18 protein-coding genes and 1 pseudogene are annotated in these 17,207 nt (G+C 43.2%); 7 read left to right on the top strand and 12 right to left on the bottom strand.

The genetic code is table 11. The features are described from left to right. Positions 1-35: 35 nt before the first annotated feature. Positions 36-692 (top strand): protein-L-isoaspartate(D-aspartate) O-methyltransferase, encoded by a 657-nt coding sequence (locus tag NAF17_RS07705; protein ID WP_252757402.1) that lies wholly within the window; start codon positions 36-38, stop codon positions 690-692. Positions 693-760: 68 nt separating this feature from the next. On the opposite strand, the gene NAF17_RS07700 is transcribed toward NAF17_RS07705, so the two are convergent. From NAF17_RS07700 to NAF17_RS07685, 4 genes are all read right to left on the bottom strand, one after another. After that, positions 761-1,171, bottom strand: a complete 411-nt coding sequence (locus NAF17_RS07700; RefSeq protein WP_252757401.1) for an ester cyclase — start codon at positions 1,169-1,171, stop codon at positions 761-763. Between the two features lie 121 nt (positions 1,172-1,292). After that, the gene (gene smpB, locus NAF17_RS07695; protein ID WP_252757400.1) at positions 1,293-1,742 is read right to left on the bottom strand and encodes an SsrA-binding protein SmpB; all 450 of its coding nucleotides are present in this window, start codon (positions 1,740-1,742) and stop codon (positions 1,293-1,295) included. A 92-nt stretch (positions 1,743-1,834) separates the two neighbouring features. Beyond that, the gene (locus tag NAF17_RS07690; protein WP_252757399.1) at positions 1,835-3,739 is read right to left on the bottom strand and encodes an Nramp family divalent metal transporter; all 1,905 of its coding nucleotides are present in this window, start codon (positions 3,737-3,739) and stop codon (positions 1,835-1,837) included. Further along, positions 3,736-4,386 (bottom strand): metal-dependent transcriptional regulator, encoded by a 651-nt coding sequence (locus NAF17_RS07685; RefSeq protein WP_252757398.1) that lies wholly within the window; start codon positions 4,384-4,386, stop codon positions 3,736-3,738. Before NAF17_RS07685 ends, NAF17_RS07690 begins: the two co-directional genes overlap by 4 nt. Positions 4,387-4,515: 129 nt before the next feature. Between NAF17_RS07685 and NAF17_RS07680 the strand changes: the two genes are divergently transcribed. Beyond that, complete coding sequence (locus NAF17_RS07680; RefSeq protein ID WP_121247950.1) at positions 4,516-4,986, top strand: Lrp/AsnC family transcriptional regulator; 471 nt, start codon at positions 4,516-4,518, stop codon at positions 4,984-4,986. 260 nt (positions 4,987-5,246) lie between these two features. Next, positions 5,247-5,426 (top strand): annotated as a pseudogene (locus NAF17_RS18280) (DUF2306 domain-containing protein); the annotation flags it as partial. Positions 5,427-5,479: 53 nt separating this feature from the next. On the opposite strand, the gene ung reads toward NAF17_RS18280, so the two are convergent. Further along, complete coding sequence (ung, locus tag NAF17_RS07675; protein ID WP_252757397.1) at positions 5,480-6,160, bottom strand: uracil-DNA glycosylase; 681 nt, start codon at positions 6,158-6,160, stop codon at positions 5,480-5,482. A gap of 75 nt (positions 6,161-6,235) precedes the next feature. On the opposite strand from ung, the gene NAF17_RS07670 reads away from it, so the two are divergent. Continuing rightward, positions 6,236-6,790, top strand: coding sequence for a DUF2892 domain-containing protein (locus NAF17_RS07670; protein ID WP_252757396.1), 555 nt, complete (start codon positions 6,236-6,238; stop codon positions 6,788-6,790). Between the two features lie 19 nt (positions 6,791-6,809). Here NAF17_RS07670 and NAF17_RS07665 read toward each other — a convergent pair whose 3' ends face one another. Together NAF17_RS07665 and lysS are read right to left on the bottom strand one after the other, a co-directional pair. Further along, entirely contained in the window at positions 6,810-7,049 is a 240-nt protein-coding gene (locus NAF17_RS07665; RefSeq protein WP_252757395.1) for a hypothetical protein, read from the bottom strand. A 275-nt stretch (positions 7,050-7,324) separates the two neighbouring features. Beyond that, the gene (lysS, locus tag NAF17_RS07660) at positions 7,325-9,046 is read right to left on the bottom strand and encodes a lysine--tRNA ligase (RefSeq protein WP_252757394.1); all 1,722 of its coding nucleotides are present in this window, start codon (positions 9,044-9,046) and stop codon (positions 7,325-7,327) included. A gap of 217 nt (positions 9,047-9,263) precedes the next feature. Between lysS and NAF17_RS07655 the strand changes: the two genes are divergently transcribed. The 3 genes from NAF17_RS07655 (at position 9,264) to NAF17_RS07645 (ending at position 11,666) form a co-directional block, all read left to right on the top strand. After that, the gene (locus tag NAF17_RS07655) at positions 9,264-9,947 is read left to right on the top strand and encodes an HAD family hydrolase (RefSeq protein ID WP_252757393.1); all 684 of its coding nucleotides are present in this window, start codon (positions 9,264-9,266) and stop codon (positions 9,945-9,947) included. Positions 9,948-9,953: 6 nt separating this feature from the next. After that, positions 9,954-10,574 (top strand): chloramphenicol acetyltransferase, encoded by a 621-nt coding sequence (locus NAF17_RS07650; protein WP_252757392.1) that lies wholly within the window; start codon positions 9,954-9,956, stop codon positions 10,572-10,574. A gap of 81 nt (positions 10,575-10,655) precedes the next feature. Then, a complete protein-coding gene (locus NAF17_RS07645; protein WP_252757391.1) occupies positions 10,656-11,666 on the top strand; it encodes a Kelch repeat-containing protein in 1,011 nt (336 codons plus the stop codon). A gap of 303 nt (positions 11,667-11,969) precedes the next feature. Here NAF17_RS07645 and NAF17_RS07640 read toward each other — a convergent pair whose 3' ends face one another. From NAF17_RS07640 to NAF17_RS07620, 5 genes are all read right to left on the bottom strand, one after another. Continuing rightward, on the bottom strand, positions 11,970-13,883 hold the full coding sequence (locus NAF17_RS07640) for an AMP-dependent synthetase/ligase (protein WP_252757390.1): 1,914 nt from the start codon (positions 13,881-13,883) through the stop codon (positions 11,970-11,972). 424 nt (positions 13,884-14,307) lie between these two features. Next, a complete protein-coding gene (locus NAF17_RS07635) occupies positions 14,308-14,760 on the bottom strand; it encodes a flavodoxin family protein (protein ID WP_252757389.1) in 453 nt (150 codons plus the stop codon). A 133-nt stretch (positions 14,761-14,893) separates the two neighbouring features. After that, positions 14,894-15,220, bottom strand: a complete 327-nt coding sequence (locus NAF17_RS07630) for a HesB/IscA family protein (protein ID WP_252757388.1) — start codon at positions 15,218-15,220, stop codon at positions 14,894-14,896. Positions 15,221-15,300: 80 nt separating this feature from the next. Then, positions 15,301-15,714, bottom strand: coding sequence for a Fe-S cluster assembly scaffold IscU (gene iscU / locus NAF17_RS07625; RefSeq protein WP_128533183.1), 414 nt, complete (start codon positions 15,712-15,714; stop codon positions 15,301-15,303). Positions 15,715-15,839: 125 nt separating this feature from the next. After that, positions 15,840-17,051, bottom strand: a complete 1,212-nt coding sequence (locus NAF17_RS07620; RefSeq protein WP_252757387.1) for an IscS subfamily cysteine desulfurase — start codon at positions 17,049-17,051, stop codon at positions 15,840-15,842. Between the last annotated feature and the right edge of the window lie 156 nt (positions 17,052-17,207).

Here is a 17,207-nt window from a genome sequence, read left to right as displayed (position 1 = left end):
AATTTGCCGGCTTTTTATATAACTTTGCCTTTGCAATGGCGTACAAATTTATTGATAATTACCGCGAACAAGGGGCAAGGAAACGACTGGTTGAGATACTCAGCAAAAAGGGTATCGAGGACGAAAGGGTGTTGTATGCCATTGGTAAAGTGCCCCGCCATTACTTTTTCGATGAAACTTTCTGGAACCAGGCTTACAAGGATATTGCCTTCCCGATAGGGGCCGGGCAAACCATTTCGCAGCCCTATACGGTAGCTTATCAAACCGAACTGTTACACATTCAAAAAGGCGATAAAGTGCTGGAGATAGGTACAGGTTGCGGCTACCAAACTTGCGTACTGATGGAAGTTGGCGCCAAAGTCTTCACCATAGAGCGCCAGGAAAAATTATATGAACGCACCATACAGGTGTTGCCTTACATGGGCTATAAACCAAAGTTCTTTTTGGGCGATGGATCAATAGGTATTGCCGAAGATGCTCCTTACGACAAGATCATTGTAACCGCGGGTGCACCAACCGTTCCCGAAATATTATTAAAACAACTCAAAATAGGCGGCATTCTTGTTATTCCGGTGGGCGACGAAAAATCTCAAAAGATGGTAACCGTCCTAAAAACCGCCGAGCATGATTATGAAAGGCATGTGCTGGATACGTTTAGGTTTGTGCCTTTGGTTGGGGACCGGGCCTGGTAAGGTTAGTTGGCAGTTATAAGTTGGCAGTTTGCACTTAAAAGGCCTACTAACAGCTCACTATAGCCTTTCTAAATCTTTTTACCTAATTGCTTTAAAATTCCTAATTCGTTTGAGCTTCCCCAGCGCTCGGTCATTTTGCCGTTATCGAATTTGCTTATTTGCATACCACGTGCCTTAATGGCTTTTCCGGTAGGCGCAATACCCATAAAATCACCATTGTGTGTGCCGGTAACTTCATAAGCAAAACTTACATTTTCATCATCAGCTACTAAATGCTTTACTTCAATTTTCAGATTGGGGAAGGCGGTGCGTAACTCAGTAAAAAAATCAATGTAACCCTGTGGGCCTGCAACTTGTCCGTCTGTCGGGTCATGGTCTACGGAACCTTCGGCAACAACATCTTTTAATGCTTCGAGGTTCCCGTTGTTTACGGCTTCGCCAAATTTTTTCTGTGCTTCTATATTTGCTTCTTTACTCATGATATGATATTTCAACATATCATACAATAGTGAAGCCAAGAACCGGGTTTTTGAAATAATACCCACGCCATTTAGGAATAAACGGCCTTCTGTTTAAATCTTATTGTTTTAAGTTCTTAACCTACCGTTTCATCGCCCTGTCCATCTCAATCTTGGTGTCGCGCTCTTTCATGGTTTCGCGTTTGTCGAAAGTCTTTTTACCCTGGGCGAGGCCTATTTCCAGTTTAGCAAAACCGCGTTCGCTGATGAATAGGGCAAGCGGGACAATGGTTAAGCCTTTTTCTTCGCCACGGGTTAGCAATTTTTTTAATTCTTTTTTGTTGAGTAGCAGGATGCGGTCGCGTTTGGCTTCGTGGTTATAGAACGAACCCATCGAATATTCGGAAATATGCAAATTACGTACATAAAGCTGGTTGCCAATAAAAGTGCAAAAGGCATCGTTCACGTTGGCCTTACCTTCGCGGATCGATTTAATTTCGGTACCTAAAAGCTGTATGCCGGCCGTGTACTTATCCAGTATATGGTATTCAAAGTATGCCTTTTTATTCTTGATGTATAAGTTTTGCTCCATTACGCTGCAAATATGCAATATTTATAGGACTCAAGAGTAGTTCAGAAAATGCCGAGTTATTGGCAATCTCCATTTTGTCTTGATTCTTTACTCTAAATGTCTTTTCTCTTCTGTTGAGGTTTCACAACCAGCACCGGTACATTCACCTTATGCCTTACCGAATCAACAGTAGTGCCAAATATCAGGTCTTTTAGAGCCTTGTGCCCGTGCGAACCCATCACCACAAAGTCTATCTCAGTCTCTTTAACAATTTGTGCTATGGATGATGCAGCGCTGCCAAAGCCGATCTTAGCCTCGGCTTTGTAACCCAATTTAATTAAGGTATCAACATATTTCTCCAAATTGTCTACATCACTTTGGGTTTCACTATCCATTACTTGTTTGCCGTAATATCGTGCCCCGGCGGTTTCTACCACGTGGATGAGGTTGTAGTGCGCCTTTTTACCACCCTGCATCAAAGCGTGGCGTATAGTATTTTGGTCGTTCTTCGAAAAATCGATGGTGACACCTATCTGGTTATAATTCACCGCTTCCAGATTATCCAGTGCTGCCGCGATGCCGTGTGGTACATAAACAGGATGATCGGTATGCTTGTAAAGCAACGGGCGCAGGAACACATATACTAACAGCAAACCGACCCCCACTGCGATGGGCGATATCACAAAATGCACCAAATTAGCCGAGCCGGGGCTACCCGCCGCCCATGTTTCTATCTCTTGTATCACCAGCTTTACGTTTAACCCTACTATCAGCGTAGCGAAAACCCAGGCCAGTATTTTTAAAGAAACACTGGTGGCAAATTTGCCCATGCGCTTCTTATCCGATGTAAAGTGGATGAGCGGGATAATGGCGAAACCTAATTGTAAGCTAAGCACCACCTGGCTTAGTATCAACAGCTTGCCTAAGCCTTCTTCCCCAAAATGGAGTATGGTAAAAAATGCCGGAATTATAGCAAGCAATCGCGTTAGCAAGCGGCGCAGCCAAGGGGCTATCCGTAGGTTCAAGTGGCCTTCCATGATGATCTGGCCTGCAAGCGTGCCTGTAACTGTAGAACTTTGCCCGGCGGCTATTAGCGCTATAGCAAACAACGCAGGGGCCAGCTTGCCGAAGATGTTGGTCAGCAACTTATGTGCATCCTGGATCTCGGCAACTTCATGGAAACCACGCCCAAAAAACGCGCTTGCAGCTAATATCAATATAGCGGCATTTACAAAAAAAGCAAGGTTAAGCGCGATGGTGGTATCCCAAAAGTTATAGCGTATGGCGGTTTTAATGCCTTCCTCGCTGCGGTCTATCTTGCGGGTTTGCACCAGTGAGGAATGCAGGTACAGGTTATGCGGCATCACCGTAGCACCAATAATCCCAATAGCCAAATATAGCGATGTACTGTTCAGCTTGGTTGGCATAAAGCCTTTGGCAATATCGATAACGTTTGGCTGCACAATAAACATCTGCAATAAAAACGCGAAGCCCACTATAAATATAAGGGAGATAATAAAGCCCTCCAACTTGCGCATGCCTTTGTTAAGCAGGAACAGTAAAAGTAAGGTATCTAATAAAGTTATGGATACCCCCCAAATCAGCGGTAAGCCAAAAAGTAGATTTAAACCTATTGCCATACCAATTATCTCGGCCAAATCGCAGGCTATGATGGCTATTTGCGCCAGTATATACAGGCAAAAGTTTACAAACCGGGGGTAAGTTTGTTTAGACGCCTGGGCAAGGTCCAATCCTCTTACAATTCCTAACCTTACTGCAAGGTTTTGCAGCAGCAGGGCTATTAGGTTGGAGAGTAATAACACCCAGATCAGTTTATAGCCAAACTGGCTGCCGGCGGCAAGGTCGGTAGCCCAGTTGCCCGGGTCCATGTAGCCAACGCTTACTAAATAAGCGGGGCCTAAAAAGGAGAACAGCTTGCGCCAGCCTGTTTTACCTTCGGTGGTTACGGTATTGTGTACGTTGCCTAACGAATGCCTATCGTGCTGTTGACTGGTCATAAGGCTATTAGCAGGTTGTTGGCCACATCGCGGCTTATTTGTAAATCTTTATTGTCCATTTGTAGTATTACCGTGTTGTCATAAGTGATGATCTCTTTCACCGTTATTTTTTTGCCTATGGTGAGTTGTTTCTTTTCCAGGTACTGTAAAAACGCTGAGGAATGGTCCCTAACGCCGGATATGATCCCGCATGCATTAATATCAACTGCCGAAATTGGTTTAAGATCATTCTGTTTAAAATTGCCCTGGCTATCAGGTATTGGGTCGCCATGCGGGTCGCGGGTGGGGAAGCCCATAAATTCATCTAGCCGGTCAATTAGTTCGGTAGAGGAAATATGTTCCATTTCTTCGGCCATTTCATGCACCTCGTCCCATTTAAAGTTCAGTTTCTCCACCAAAAAATATTCCCAAAGGCGGTGCCTGCGAATGATGTTCACCGCCACCTTTTCTCCGGTTTGGGTTAAGCTAACGCCCTGGTAACGGGTATAATTGATCAAAAGCTTCTCGGCAAGCTTCCTCAGCATGTCCGTTACCGACGATGCCTTGGTTGCCAGCTCGGCCGCGATTTGGTTAGTGCTCACATTCTTGGCTACCATGGATAGCTTGTAAATGGCCTTTAAATAGTTTTCTTCGGCTAAAGTGTACATTTAAGCAAATCTAATTAAATTTTTAGGCTTGTCTAAAAATATAAATAAATATATAATATGTTTTGTTAAAATAGTTTTTTAAAAAATTATATTTTGTGGGATACAGAATGCTTTATATTTGCACATACCATGGCTCAAGAATTAGATAAAATAGACCTACAGATACTTAAGATTTTACAGGAAAATGGCCGCATCACTAACTTGCAGCTATCGAATGAAATAGGCTTATCGCCCGCGCCAACTTTAGAGCGTGTGCGCAAACTGGAAAACGCGCAGTTCATAAAAAGCTACCATGCCCTTGTCGACGAAGAAAAACTCGGCTTAGGCATCAAAACTTTTATACAGATCTCGCTTGATTTCCACCAAAAGAACACCATCCAAACATTTTTGGACGAGATCCAAAGCATTAAAGAAGTTACCGAGTGCCACCACGTTACCGGCCAGTGCGATTTTTTGCTGAAAGTTTACGTGCGCGACATTAAGTCGTACGAACAACTCATTATGGAGAAGATCAGCCGCATCACCGTGGTTAAAACCTTCCAAACCATGATGATCATGAGCACCAGCAAAAAAGAGCCGATAGTGCCTTTGGAATACTAAGGAGAAAGGCAAGACATTTAGAGCCAGGAATCAAGAATGAATTTTCTTTTGATCCCTGGCTTTTTTTTATTTGTAACCATGGTCTCACACGGCTATAGGTTAACACTTTTGGAATAATTGTATTTTAGATAGAAAAAAAGAGTTGGGCTTTAGCTCGTTAGCCACCATCTGGTTAATTAGCGATGTAAAGGCGTACAGCACTATGAGGCAGGGCCATATACTCCAGCATCAAAAATGGATGATGCTGTAATTATGCGCTCACTTTTGCAGCTGTCACCTTGCGTATTTGGTTGCCTTTGCTATCAGCCTTTGTGTTTCATGATTTTATCCCGGCTTATCGTATCGTTTCCTGGCTATGCCGGGTTCCTAATTTTATAGTGGCACTTATCATTATAAATAAAAGGAATTATACACCTGCCTTGACAAATCGGCAGGTGTAAAGCAGATAAACATTATATCTTGATTCTTGCTTCTTGTTGTCTTGACTCTCTTCCTATATTTGCCAATCAATTTCCGCTTTACCCTCTTTCTCTAAAAAAGCATTCGTTTTAGAGAACGGTTTCGACCCAAAGAACCCGCCGTGGCTTACCGCCAGTGGCGATGGGTGGGTTGATTTGATGACCAAATGGTTATTATTAAGGTTGATGAGCGCCGCTTTTGATTGCGCGTAGGCTCCCCAAAGGATAAATACGATACCTTTTTTTTCATCAGACAAAGTTTTTATCGCTGCATCTGTAAATTTCTCCCAACCCTTTTTTTGGTGCGAGCCCGCTGTGGCTGCCCTTACGGTTAGGGTGGCATTTAATAATAATACCCCTTGTTCAGCCCATTTGGTAAGGTTGCCGGTTTGGGAGATGGTAAAGCCGGGAATATCTGTAGATAGTTCCTTATAAATATTTTTTAACGATGGTGGTACAGCCACACCCTTTTGTACCGAGAACGATAGCCCATGCGCCTGGTTGGGGCCGTGGTAAGGGTCTTGGCCCAGTATCACCACCTTAACATCATCAAAAGGGGTGATGTTAAAAGCGTTGAATATATCGGCGTTGCGAGGGTAGGTAACATGGCCTGCATTCTTCTCCGCTTTGAGGAAGGTTCTAAGATCATGCATGTATGGTTTTTCCAATTCTGCGCTTAAATGGTTTTTCCACGATGGTTCTAATTCTCCGGCCATAAATATTAAATACTGATGTTTTATTTAGCTTACAAATAACGATATTTGCACACTGTTTTTATACTAATACAAATTATGTCGAATATAGTTAGGTTAATTATTGCTTGTGTTATAATGGGTGCGGGTGTTACACTATGCGCCTTTGGCTTTTGGGGCTGGGGAATTACCCTGTTTTTATTAGGTGGCATCGCTTTGCTTACCTTCTTTTTTAACGAGAATATGCTGCTTGCGCAATTTTACCTGCGTAAAGAGAATTCTGCTAAAGCAGAACTTGCCCTTGCAAAGATCACCGATTACGAAAAACAACTTTACAAAAGCCAGCATGGTTATTACAACCTGCTTATTGGCTTAATAGAATCGCGCACTGCGCCGTTAAAGTCAGAAAAATACTTCAAGAAAGCCCTGCAATTGGGTATGGGCATGTCGCATAATATCGCATTAGCTAAACTGAGCCTGGCGGGTATAGCAATGGCTAAACGAAACAAGCGAGAAGCCGAAATTTACCTGAAAGAAGCAGCTAAGGAAGACAAGAACAAATTGCTTGCCGACCAGATAAAGATGATGAAAGGCCAGATGGCACAGATGGATAAGCAGCAGGTAGTACGCGGCGGTTTCCGTCAGAAGTTCTAAAGAAGAATTATAAGGAAGCTTATTTCTCGTCGAGGTTGCTGTAATAATCAGGCTCAGACGAGTGACCTTCTGATGGCTCGATGTGCCTGTCGACAATGTGGTTATAAAAACCGCTGTCGGCATCGTTCAATTTAGCTTTCGCAGGTTTAGATACCTCAACCATTTTAAGCAGGCTGCGGATAAATGAAAGGTCAAAATTACTCCTGTTAAGTTTTATCAGGTATTCGCTGTCGGTTATTTCAAGGATAGAATTTGTCATGGTATTCAATTATAGTGTGTCCGCTATAAAATTCAACAACTACTATTAATTGAAAGTTTCATTCCCTTTATCTTTTTGTTAAGAGACGTGGGTATTGGGTTAATTTACGCCCCGTCATTGCTGCGAGGCAAGAAGCAATCTTCGATAGATCGGTCTGCGGCTTTGTAAGTAGAGGTTTGTTACGTCGCTATCGCTCCTCGCAATAACTTGCGGATAGGGTAAACAGAAAAGGACGCTGATTTCAGCGTCCTTTTCTGTTATATCGGGTTTTATTTCTATTCAAACCAAGCCATCACCGCTTCTTTTGCAGGCATAGCTATTTCCAGTTTCATTTTTTTGCGCATGCCGCCAAGGTCGTTAAATACTTTGTTGGGGTTGCCTGCTTTTAATTCTTCAACGGTGTTGAAGCCCATTTTGTTAAGTACAGGAACCCATTCGGCAGGTACGCCTGCGTTTACAAAATCATCAGATGATGCTACTTTAGCTTTGTATTCGGCACGCATTTGCGGGAAGAACAATACTTCCTGGATAGTGCTTTGGTTGGTCATCAGCATCACCAAACGGTCGATACCAATACCAAGGCCTGATGTTGGCGGCATACCGTATTCCAATGAACGCAAAAAGTCGTCGTCCATCGCCATGGCCTCATCATCGCCACGGCCGGCTAATATCAACTGCTCTTCCAAACGCTCGCGCTGGTCAATAGGGTCATTTAATTCCGAATAGGCATTAGCGATCTCTTTACCATTCACAAACAGTTCGAAACGCTCTACCAAACCGTCTTTTGTACGGTGCTTTTTAGCAAGCGGCGTCATCTCGATAGGGTAATCGGTGATGTATGTCGGCTGGATCAGGTTGTGCTCAACTTTGGTGCTAAAAATCTCGTCTATCAGTTTGCCTTTACCCATACTGGCATTTACTTCAATAGCCAACTCAGTACAAACCTTACGCAAGCCTTCTTCGTTCATGGCGGATACATCAATGCCGGTATATTTCAGGATAGAATCGTACATCGATAATTTCTCGTAAGGGCCTGCAAAGTTTATCTCATTTTGGCCAACCTGCACCACCGGAATGCCGTGTACAGCTTTAGCAACAGTCTCTAAACACTCCTCCACCATAGCCATCATCCAGATATAGTCTTTATAAGCTACATAGATCTCCATGGCGGTAAACTCCGGGTTGTGGGTACGGTCCATACCCTCGTTACGGAACATCTTGCCAAACTCGTATACGCCATCAAAACCCGCTACAATAAGGCGTTTTAGGTAAAGCTCATTAGCAATACGCAAAAATAGTGGCATATCCAGCGTGTTGTGGTGCGTGGTGAACGGGCGGGCAGCAGCGCCACCGTGGATAGGTTGCAGGATAGGCGTTTCTACCTCCATCCAACCCTGGCCGTTAAAGTAATTACGCATAGCGGTGATCACCTTAGAGCGGTTGATGAATATGTTCTTGTATTCGGGGTTAACGGTCAAATCCACATAACGCTGGCGGTAACGCATTTCGGGGTCGGTAAAACCATCGTGGATGGTACCATCTTCCTCGCGTTTTACAACAGGCAGTGGTTTAAGTGCTTTGGAAAGCACGGTAAGCTCCTGGGTATGTACCGAGATCTCGCCCGTTTGGGTTAAAAAAACGTAGCCTTTAATGCCCACGTAATCGCCAATATCTAAAAGCTTTTTAAATACAATATTGTAAAGGGTTTTATCTTCATCGGGGCAAATATCATCGCGTTTGATGTAGATCTGCACGCGGCCGGTACTATCCTGTACTTCAAAAAAGGAAGCGTTGCCCATAATACGGCGCGTCATGATGCGGCCGGCTATGGTAACCTGTTTATACCTATCCGGGGTAGCTTCAAAATTGTCATTAATGTCCTGTGCCCACGCGGTCACATCATAAGCTTCGGCAGGATAGGGGTTTATGCCCAGTTCGCGTAATTTTTGTAAAGATTCGCGACGTATAATTTCCTGTTCGGATAGTGCAATACTCATATTGTAAAAGGGTATTTATTAAGGCTGCAAAAATAGGATTTTTAGGTGAGATATGTATGGGATTTGAGATGTTAGATATGAGAATTGACACAGAGTGAAATGCAACATACAAATAGGTGTGTTAGTCTAAGCCTGTAGAAGACTTAAGCGCTTTGTAAATGGTTCTACAAGCTCACTATGACACGTAATTTTACACTAATTCCTTAACTTCGCACCCATGAACATAAAAGTTATCGCGTTTGATGCCGATGATACCCTTTGGGTGAACGAGCCCTATTTTAGGCAAACCGAAGAGCAGTTTTGCATCCTGTTGCAGCAATACGCATCAGAGCATGAGTTACAGCGCGAACTTTTAAAGATAGAAATTAATAATCTTGGCCTTTACGGTTACGGCATAAAAGGCTTCATCCTTTCGATGTTAGAAGCCGCCATGAACATCACCCAAAACACACTGAGCATTGCGATAGTGAACCAGATCATAGACTTGGGCAAGCAGATGCTAAACCAACCTATCGAGTTATTGGATGGTGTGGAGGAAGTGCTCGAAAAACTAAAAGGCAAATACCGCCTGGTAGTAGCTACCAAAGGCGACCTGCTGGACCAGGAGCGCAAACTTAAAAAATCGGGACTAAGCCCTTACTTTCACCATATCGAGATCATGAGCGAGAAGGATGATGCCAATTATTTGAAGCTGATCAAACACCTGGATATCCGGCCCGATGAATTGTTGATGGTAGGCAATTCGCTCAAAAGCGATATTATGCCGGTGCTGAATATTGGCGGCCACGCCGTGCATGTGCCTTACCACATTACCTGGGCGCACGAGCAAATTGAAGACAGTATAGATAACGAGCGTTTTAAAAGCGCAGTTACCATTAAAGACATTTTAGCGTATCTATAATTTAGTATGAAAACAAAGATAGACCTGGATACCTGGTACCGTAAAGCTCATTTTGAATTTTTTAACAGTTTCGAAGAACCCCTTTTTGGCGCTACCGTAAATGTAGATGTCACCATTGCTTACAAAATGGCGAAGGAGCAGGGCGTATCTTTCTTCCTGTATTACCTACATGCTATTTTAGAGGCCGGCAATACCATCGAAGCGTTTAAATATCGTGTGGAGGATGGCGAGATCTTTCTGTACGATACCATCAACTGCTCAACTACAGTGGCTAAGCCCGACACGACTTTCGGCTTCTCATATGTAGATTACAAGCCCAACTTCAGCGAATTTGTTGCCGATGCGCAAAAGGAACTGGAGCGCGTTAAAGCTAACCCTGGGCTTGAGTTACGTATGGTTTACAACGTGCTGCATGTATCAGCCATCCCTTGGGTAAATTTTACGGGCTTAACCCATGCCCGCAGTTTTTCTTTTAAGGATAGCATGCCCAAGGTATCGTTAGGTAAAGTGACCGAGGTAGATGGCAAAAAGCTGATGCCCGTATCCGTAACGGTGCATCATGGGTTGGCTGATGGCCGCCACGTGGGCAAGTTTATTGATCTGTTCCAGGATCTGCTTAATAAATAGCACAAGCAACTGAATATCATTCTTTAGCGTATATATTGATGTGTAAAATGTAAATGTTATATTTACATAGTCACCATTTATATGTTTAAAAAAGCCTGCATATTACTTTTAGTAGTATCAACATTAATTTCCTGCAAAAAAGATAAACCCTTTGTGCCGAACTCTGCAAATGGGTTGCCCGGTTACTGGACAAGGCTGGGCGATTTTGCCGGAATGGGCCGGGTGCGCTCGTTTGGGTTTACCATAGGAGGTAAAGGATATATATTGGGTGGAAACGCGGCGAGTGGTTTTAATTCGCAATTGATTGACGATTTTTGGGAATACGACCCCAAAACAGATAAATGGACACAAAAAGCCGATTACCCGGGCCAGGCTGCTGAGTATATCAGGGGATTTGCAATTAACGGCAAAGGCTATGTAGGTACCGGCTACGGCCAGCGACTTGCAACCCCGGGCGATGAAATTCCCCAAAACAATGATTTTTGGGAATATGACCCTGCTACCGATAAATGGACCCGCAAAGCAGATTTTGCAGGCGGCGAGCGCGAGAATGTTATCGCTTTTGAAATAAACGGCACCGGCTACATGGGCCTGGGTACCGATAACGCTTACAATACAAATTTTAAAGATTTTTGGAAATACAATGCGAGTACAGACAAATGGACACGCGTTACAGATTACCCCGGCACAGGTAGTTTTGGCGTGGCGGCATTTGCAATTGGTGGCAAGGGATATGCCGGCACAGGCGGTACTTCCCCGGAAATAGCAGCAAAAGACTTTTGGCAATACGACCCGGCTACAGATAAGTGGACAAAGAAAGCCGATTTTACTGGCAAAGGGCGGGCGTTTTCAGGTCAGTTTGCTATAGATAATTATGGCTACATAGGTTTTGGATCGACCGTTGACGCCACTGCCGACGATTGGTTCAGGTATGATACCGACAATGATAGATGGGCCAAAATAACCGTTTTCCCCGGCGAAAGCCGTTACGATATGGTGAGTTTTGCCATTGATGACATTGGTTACGTGGGCACAGGCAACCCCGGTGTTTTAAAAGATTTTTGGAAGTTTACACCGAGAAAAGTTAATTAGCTATTCATTTGAAATCTTTTTAGTTTTTGATTTTATCAAATTCAAGTTTTTATATTCGGGGAAAAGATTAGAAACATTTTCTGGAGCAATCAAACTTGGATGTATTGCAGTGCCCTTGCTAATTAGTTTTAACATATTATCTATAGAAAGCTTATAACGTTCAATCCTTTCTTTGTCATTGTCATTGTCAAATTCCTTAGCTATCGCTTCAGCTTTAGTTTAAATCAACAAGTCAATCTGTCTTTTCGCAAGCTTGCTTATTTCCTCAAGATGTTCGTTATTGATTTTTAAACCAACCTCATTTTATTCTTTTTCTTCTTCTTCTAAATATAATTCATCTATCGCTTCCGCGTATTTCTTCTCAATCACCTTGCGTTTTGCTTTAAGGGTAGGGGTTATCTCGCCCGCTTCCATGCTAAAAGGTGTGCGTTTTACCTTGAAATTTTTGATGCGTTCGAATTTTGCCAGCTCGTTAGAGAATTTTTTTACATCCTGGTTTATCCAGTCTACAATTTCTTTGTCTTTAATAAATACGTCAGATTTTTCAAAGAAATCATCGCCCATTTTAAAGGTTTCCTGCAGGGTTTCGCGGCTCGGCACCAATATGGCGGTAATGTATTCGCGCTTATCGCCAATTAAAAATACCTGTTCAATTTTTGGGCTTTTCAGGTAAGTGTTCTCTACCGGGGTAGGGTAAACGTTTTTACCATAAGCATTTACCAGCATGTTCTTCAGCCTGTCGGTAATTTGCAGGTTCCCTCTAAAGAAGCGGCCAATGTCACCGGTATGGAACCAGCCATCAGCATCAATAACCGCGGCGGTTTCTTCGGGCTTTTTCCAGTAACCTTTCATCACACAATGCCCGCGCACGATGATCTCGCCCTCTTCTGTTTCTAAATTCGGGTTAAAGTTATCATAGGTTTGTTTGGTGTAGATCTTTTTGGTATCCACATTCTGGATGCCTACCTCAATGCCCGGGATGATGCGGCCTACGGTACCGTAAATGATGCGCTTATGCTCCGTGATGGACATGATTGGTGAGGTTTCGGTCAATCCAAAACCCTCCAGTAATTTAATATCAATATTGCCAAAAAACTCACCCACGTTTTTAGGTAACGCGCCACCACCGGATAGTAATACCTTTAAGCGGCCGCCCGTTTTCTCCTTAATTTTACTGAATACCAGTTTGTTAGCCAGCTTTTGCTCGGCACTTAGAATGATGCCCGGTTTTTTGCCGGCTTCATTCGCCAACCTATACTCCTGGCCAATTTTTAGCGCCCAGTTAAAGATCTTAGTCTTCATACCGCCGGCTGCCAGGCCATTCTTCATGGCGCGGTCGTGGATGCGCTCCAGTAAGCGCGGTACGCAGCACATTACGGTTGGCTTAACCTCGGCCATATTCTTAGCTAAAAGCTCCAGGCTTTGCGCGAAGGCGATGGTAGAACCCTTGTTCATACAAATATAGTATGTTGCTGTACGCTCAAACACGTGCGATAGCGGCAGGAAAGACAGGAACATATCGTCTTTATCAATAATAGGGATCTGGTACAGGCTAACCCTGCAATTTTCGGTTAGGTTATGGTGGGTAAGCATCACACCCTTTGGCGTGCCTGTGGTGCCCGATGTATAGATCAAACAAGAGAGATCGGTAGGCAGGATAGCTTCGCGGGCGGCGTTTATAGCCGAACGTTTGCCGTTAACCATGGTCAAGCCTTCTTCAATAACCTGTTTAAAGCCAACCACACCCGCATTCAGTTGCACAGCATCGCTAAACTTTTCGAAACCTTCAAAGGCAGGAATGATACGGATAAGCGATTTGCAGTTATTGGCGATCTTTAACACCTTACGGAACAGGAAGGGGTTACCGACAAGTATGATGCGCGCTTCCGAATCGTTTAGGATGTATTCGATTTCGGCCTCGGACAGGGTGGGATAAATGGATGTATTTACCGCACCAAGTTGCTGCAGGGCCTGGTCGTAATAAATGTAATCGGGGCCGTTCTCGATGATTAGTGCAAGCCTGTCGTCTTTTTGGATGCCGATGTTGATGAACCAGGCAGATATGGCGTCGATCTTCTCGAGCGCTTGTTTGTAGGAAATTTCTACCCAGGTATCTTTTACCTTGTGGATCAGAAACGTATGGCTTTCGGGATGTATGTTCGCAACAATATTACGGATCAGTTCCGGTATGGTGGATTGCTCAGCAACAATATTCATTAAGTTTATATATAAGGTTTATACCTAACAAAGCTAATTATTTTACATTTAATTAAAAACAGCAGAATCAGCCGTAATTAGACAAATCTGTTGTCCCTGTCCCACTAAACAATACATAACGTATGGGAAATAGTTAATGAATTGATATTTAATTTTTTGCAAAAACTTTTTGTCTAATTTTAGTAGATATTACTTTAGCTAATTAAGTATAAATAATTATAATTAGATGCTTAAATAAAATAAGCAGGGTGTCTCAGTATTTACTAAATGGGACACGACATTTTTTCGACTTAAAATCGACCGCCCAAAGCATTATTTAATATGCAAGGCATCATAGGGATCACGATGTGAGATACCGTGGTTACAAAAATTACTGAGCTTTATTCTTCGCACCTCGCAATGAAAGACTGGAGATATTTAATATCTACGCCTTCGTCGCATAATAATTACACCCTTTATACTGTATGCCTAAATAAGCGGCGGTATGTTTAAAAGGAATCTCAAAACCATCGGGGATAGCAGGATCTACACCAACGGCTATCATGGAGGCCGATTTGCCCTTTAGGTCGTGTCCAAGGTCTTTTTTAATGGTAATAAGGTCGGTAAGGCGGTCAAAAAAGACCTTCATTACACCGCTCATGCTGTACCAGTAAACCGGGGTGGCAAAAATGATGTTGCTGTAAGGCAGTGCTTTGCTGATGATGGCCTCAAATTCATCATCGGCGGGGTAGTGGCCGTCGTAGTTGTAGTGGGCAATTTTATGGTCGAGCAGGTCGATCATATCGAAGTCGGTTTGGCCTAAGGCTTTCCGGGTTATCTGCTCGGTGAGGCTGTTTTTGCGGTTACTGCCCAGTATGACAAGTGATCTGTTTTCCATAGCCTAAAAACAAAAAAGGTTGATTACCTAAATGTAATCAACCTTTTTAATATATCTGTTAATAAACGATTAACTTTTGCCTAATCCCAATTTTTCTTTTCTTCCTCTCCTTCAGAAAGGGCCGGGGAGAAGTCTAAACCGAGAAACTTTCGCCGCAACCGCATGTGCGTGTGGCATTTGGGTTGTGGAAGTTAAAGCCTTTACCGTTCAGTCCGTCGCTAAAATCAAGCTCGGTACCAGCCAGGTATAAAAACGATTTCATATCCAGCGCGAAGCGTACGCCTCGGTCTTCAAAAAACTGGTCGCCCTTTTTCTCTTCGTTATCAAAATCGAGGTTGTATGATAAACCAGAGCAGCCGCCGCCCTGTACAGAAACCCGCAGAAAGTACGAGGCATCAAGCCCGCTACCCTGCATCAAGTTATCTATTTTAGCTTTAGCTTTATCAGTTACAGTTACCATGGTAGTAGTATCAAGTAGCAAGTATCAAGTAGTTAATATCAAAGTCTTGATACTAACCACTTGATACTTGCTACTATAAATTAGTGGTGTGATTTTTCAAGAACGATTGGTTCCATGCCGTTTTTAACGCGGAAATCGTTGATGGCTGCTTTAATAGCATCTTCTGCTAAAACCGAGCAGTGAATTTTAACCGGCGGCAGGGCAAGCTCTTCTACAATATCCATGTTGTCGATCTTCATGGCATCGTCAACACTTTTACCTTTAAGCCACTCTGTAGCTAAAGATGAAGAAGCGATTGCCGAACCGCAACCAAAGGTTTTAAATTTAGCATCGGTTATGATGTTGTTCTCATCCACCTGGATCTGCAAACGCATAACGTCGCCACACTCAGGTGCACCAACAAGGCCGGTACCAACCTTGTGGCTGCTTTTATCTAACGTGCCCACATTGCGGGGGTTAGTATAATGGTCAATTACTTTATCTGAATAAGCCATAGCTTTATTTATTTGATGAATTTAAAAATTTGATGATTTGAAATTGCTTTCAAATCAAATTTAAAACATTGTTTGATGATGCAGGTAATTTTCAAATCTTCAAATTACCACATCTTCAAATTAAATTAGTGTTCTGCCCACTCAATCGAGTCAAGGTCAATGCCTTCTTTAAACATTTCCCAAAGTGGCGACATGTTGCGTAGGTTGGTAACCGCATTCTTAGTCACTTCTACAGCGTAATCAACTTCCTCTTCGGTAGTGAAACGGCCAAGGCCAAAACGGATTGACGAGTGTGCAAGGTCATCAGATAATCCTAAGCTTTTTAAAACGTAAGATGGCTCTAATGAAGCCGATGTACAAGCCGAACCTGATGATACCGCAAGGTCTTTCATAGCCATCATCAAACCTTCGCCCTCAACATATTTGAAAGAGATATTGGCAACATGCGGTAAGCGGTGTTCCACGTTACCATTCACATAGCTTTCTTCCAGTACTGTTAATGCTTTTTCTAATTTATCGCGTAAGCCGGATAAACGGATAGCTTCGCTTTCCATTTCTAAGCCTGCAATTTCGCAAGCTTTACCCAAACCTACAATACCCGGTACGTTTAGGGTACCGGAACGCATGCCGCGCTCATGGCCGCCACCATCCATTTGGGCTGTTACTTTAACACGCGGGCCTTTACGGCGTACGTATAATGCACCAACACCCTTAGGGCCGTACATTTTATGTGCAGATAAAGCCAACAGGTCGATGCCGTCTTCAATAACATTAACTGGGATCTTACCTACTGCCTGTACAGCATCGGTCATAAACAAGGCGCCATATTTGTGTGCGATTGCCGCAATTTCTTTAACAGGTTGTATAACACCTATCTCGTTGTTACCGTACATGATAGATACCAGAATGGTTTCTGCCGTCATGGCTGCTTCTAACACATCAAGGTCAACAAGTCCGTCTTCTTTAACCGGCAGGTAAGTAACCTTACCACCCAATTTTTCAACGTGTTTACAGGCATCTAACACTGCTTTATGTTCGGTAACCGTGGTGATGATGTGGTTGCCTTTTTCCTTATACATTTCAAACACACCTTTGATAGCCAGGTTGTCAGATTCGGTAGCGCCCGATGTAAAGATGATCTCTTTTTCGGTAGCACCAATAAGTTTTGCAACCTGCTCGCGTGCATAATCTACGCCTTCTTCAGCTACCCAGCCAAACGGATGGTTACGACTTGCCGCGTTACCAAACTTTTCGTTAAAGTAGGGCAACATAGCCTCAAGCACCCTTGGATCCATGGGTGTTGTAGCGTTATTATCTAGATAAATTGGGATATTCATGATTAAAATTTAACAATACAAATATACGCAAAGTTTTACTTTTACACCTGTTTACCGCTATATATTGCATTTACCTGCCATTTATTTACAATATTTGGACATGATAGGAAGCCTCGCCTTAAACCCCTTTCAGGGGGAGAGGGGTTTTCTAAAAAG

Source organism: Mucilaginibacter aurantiaciroseus, assembly GCF_024055595.1.
Lineage (GTDB): Bacteria > Bacteroidota > Bacteroidia > Sphingobacteriales > Sphingobacteriaceae > Mucilaginibacter > Mucilaginibacter aurantiaciroseus.
This window is presented reverse-complemented; position numbering and strand designations above follow the sequence as displayed.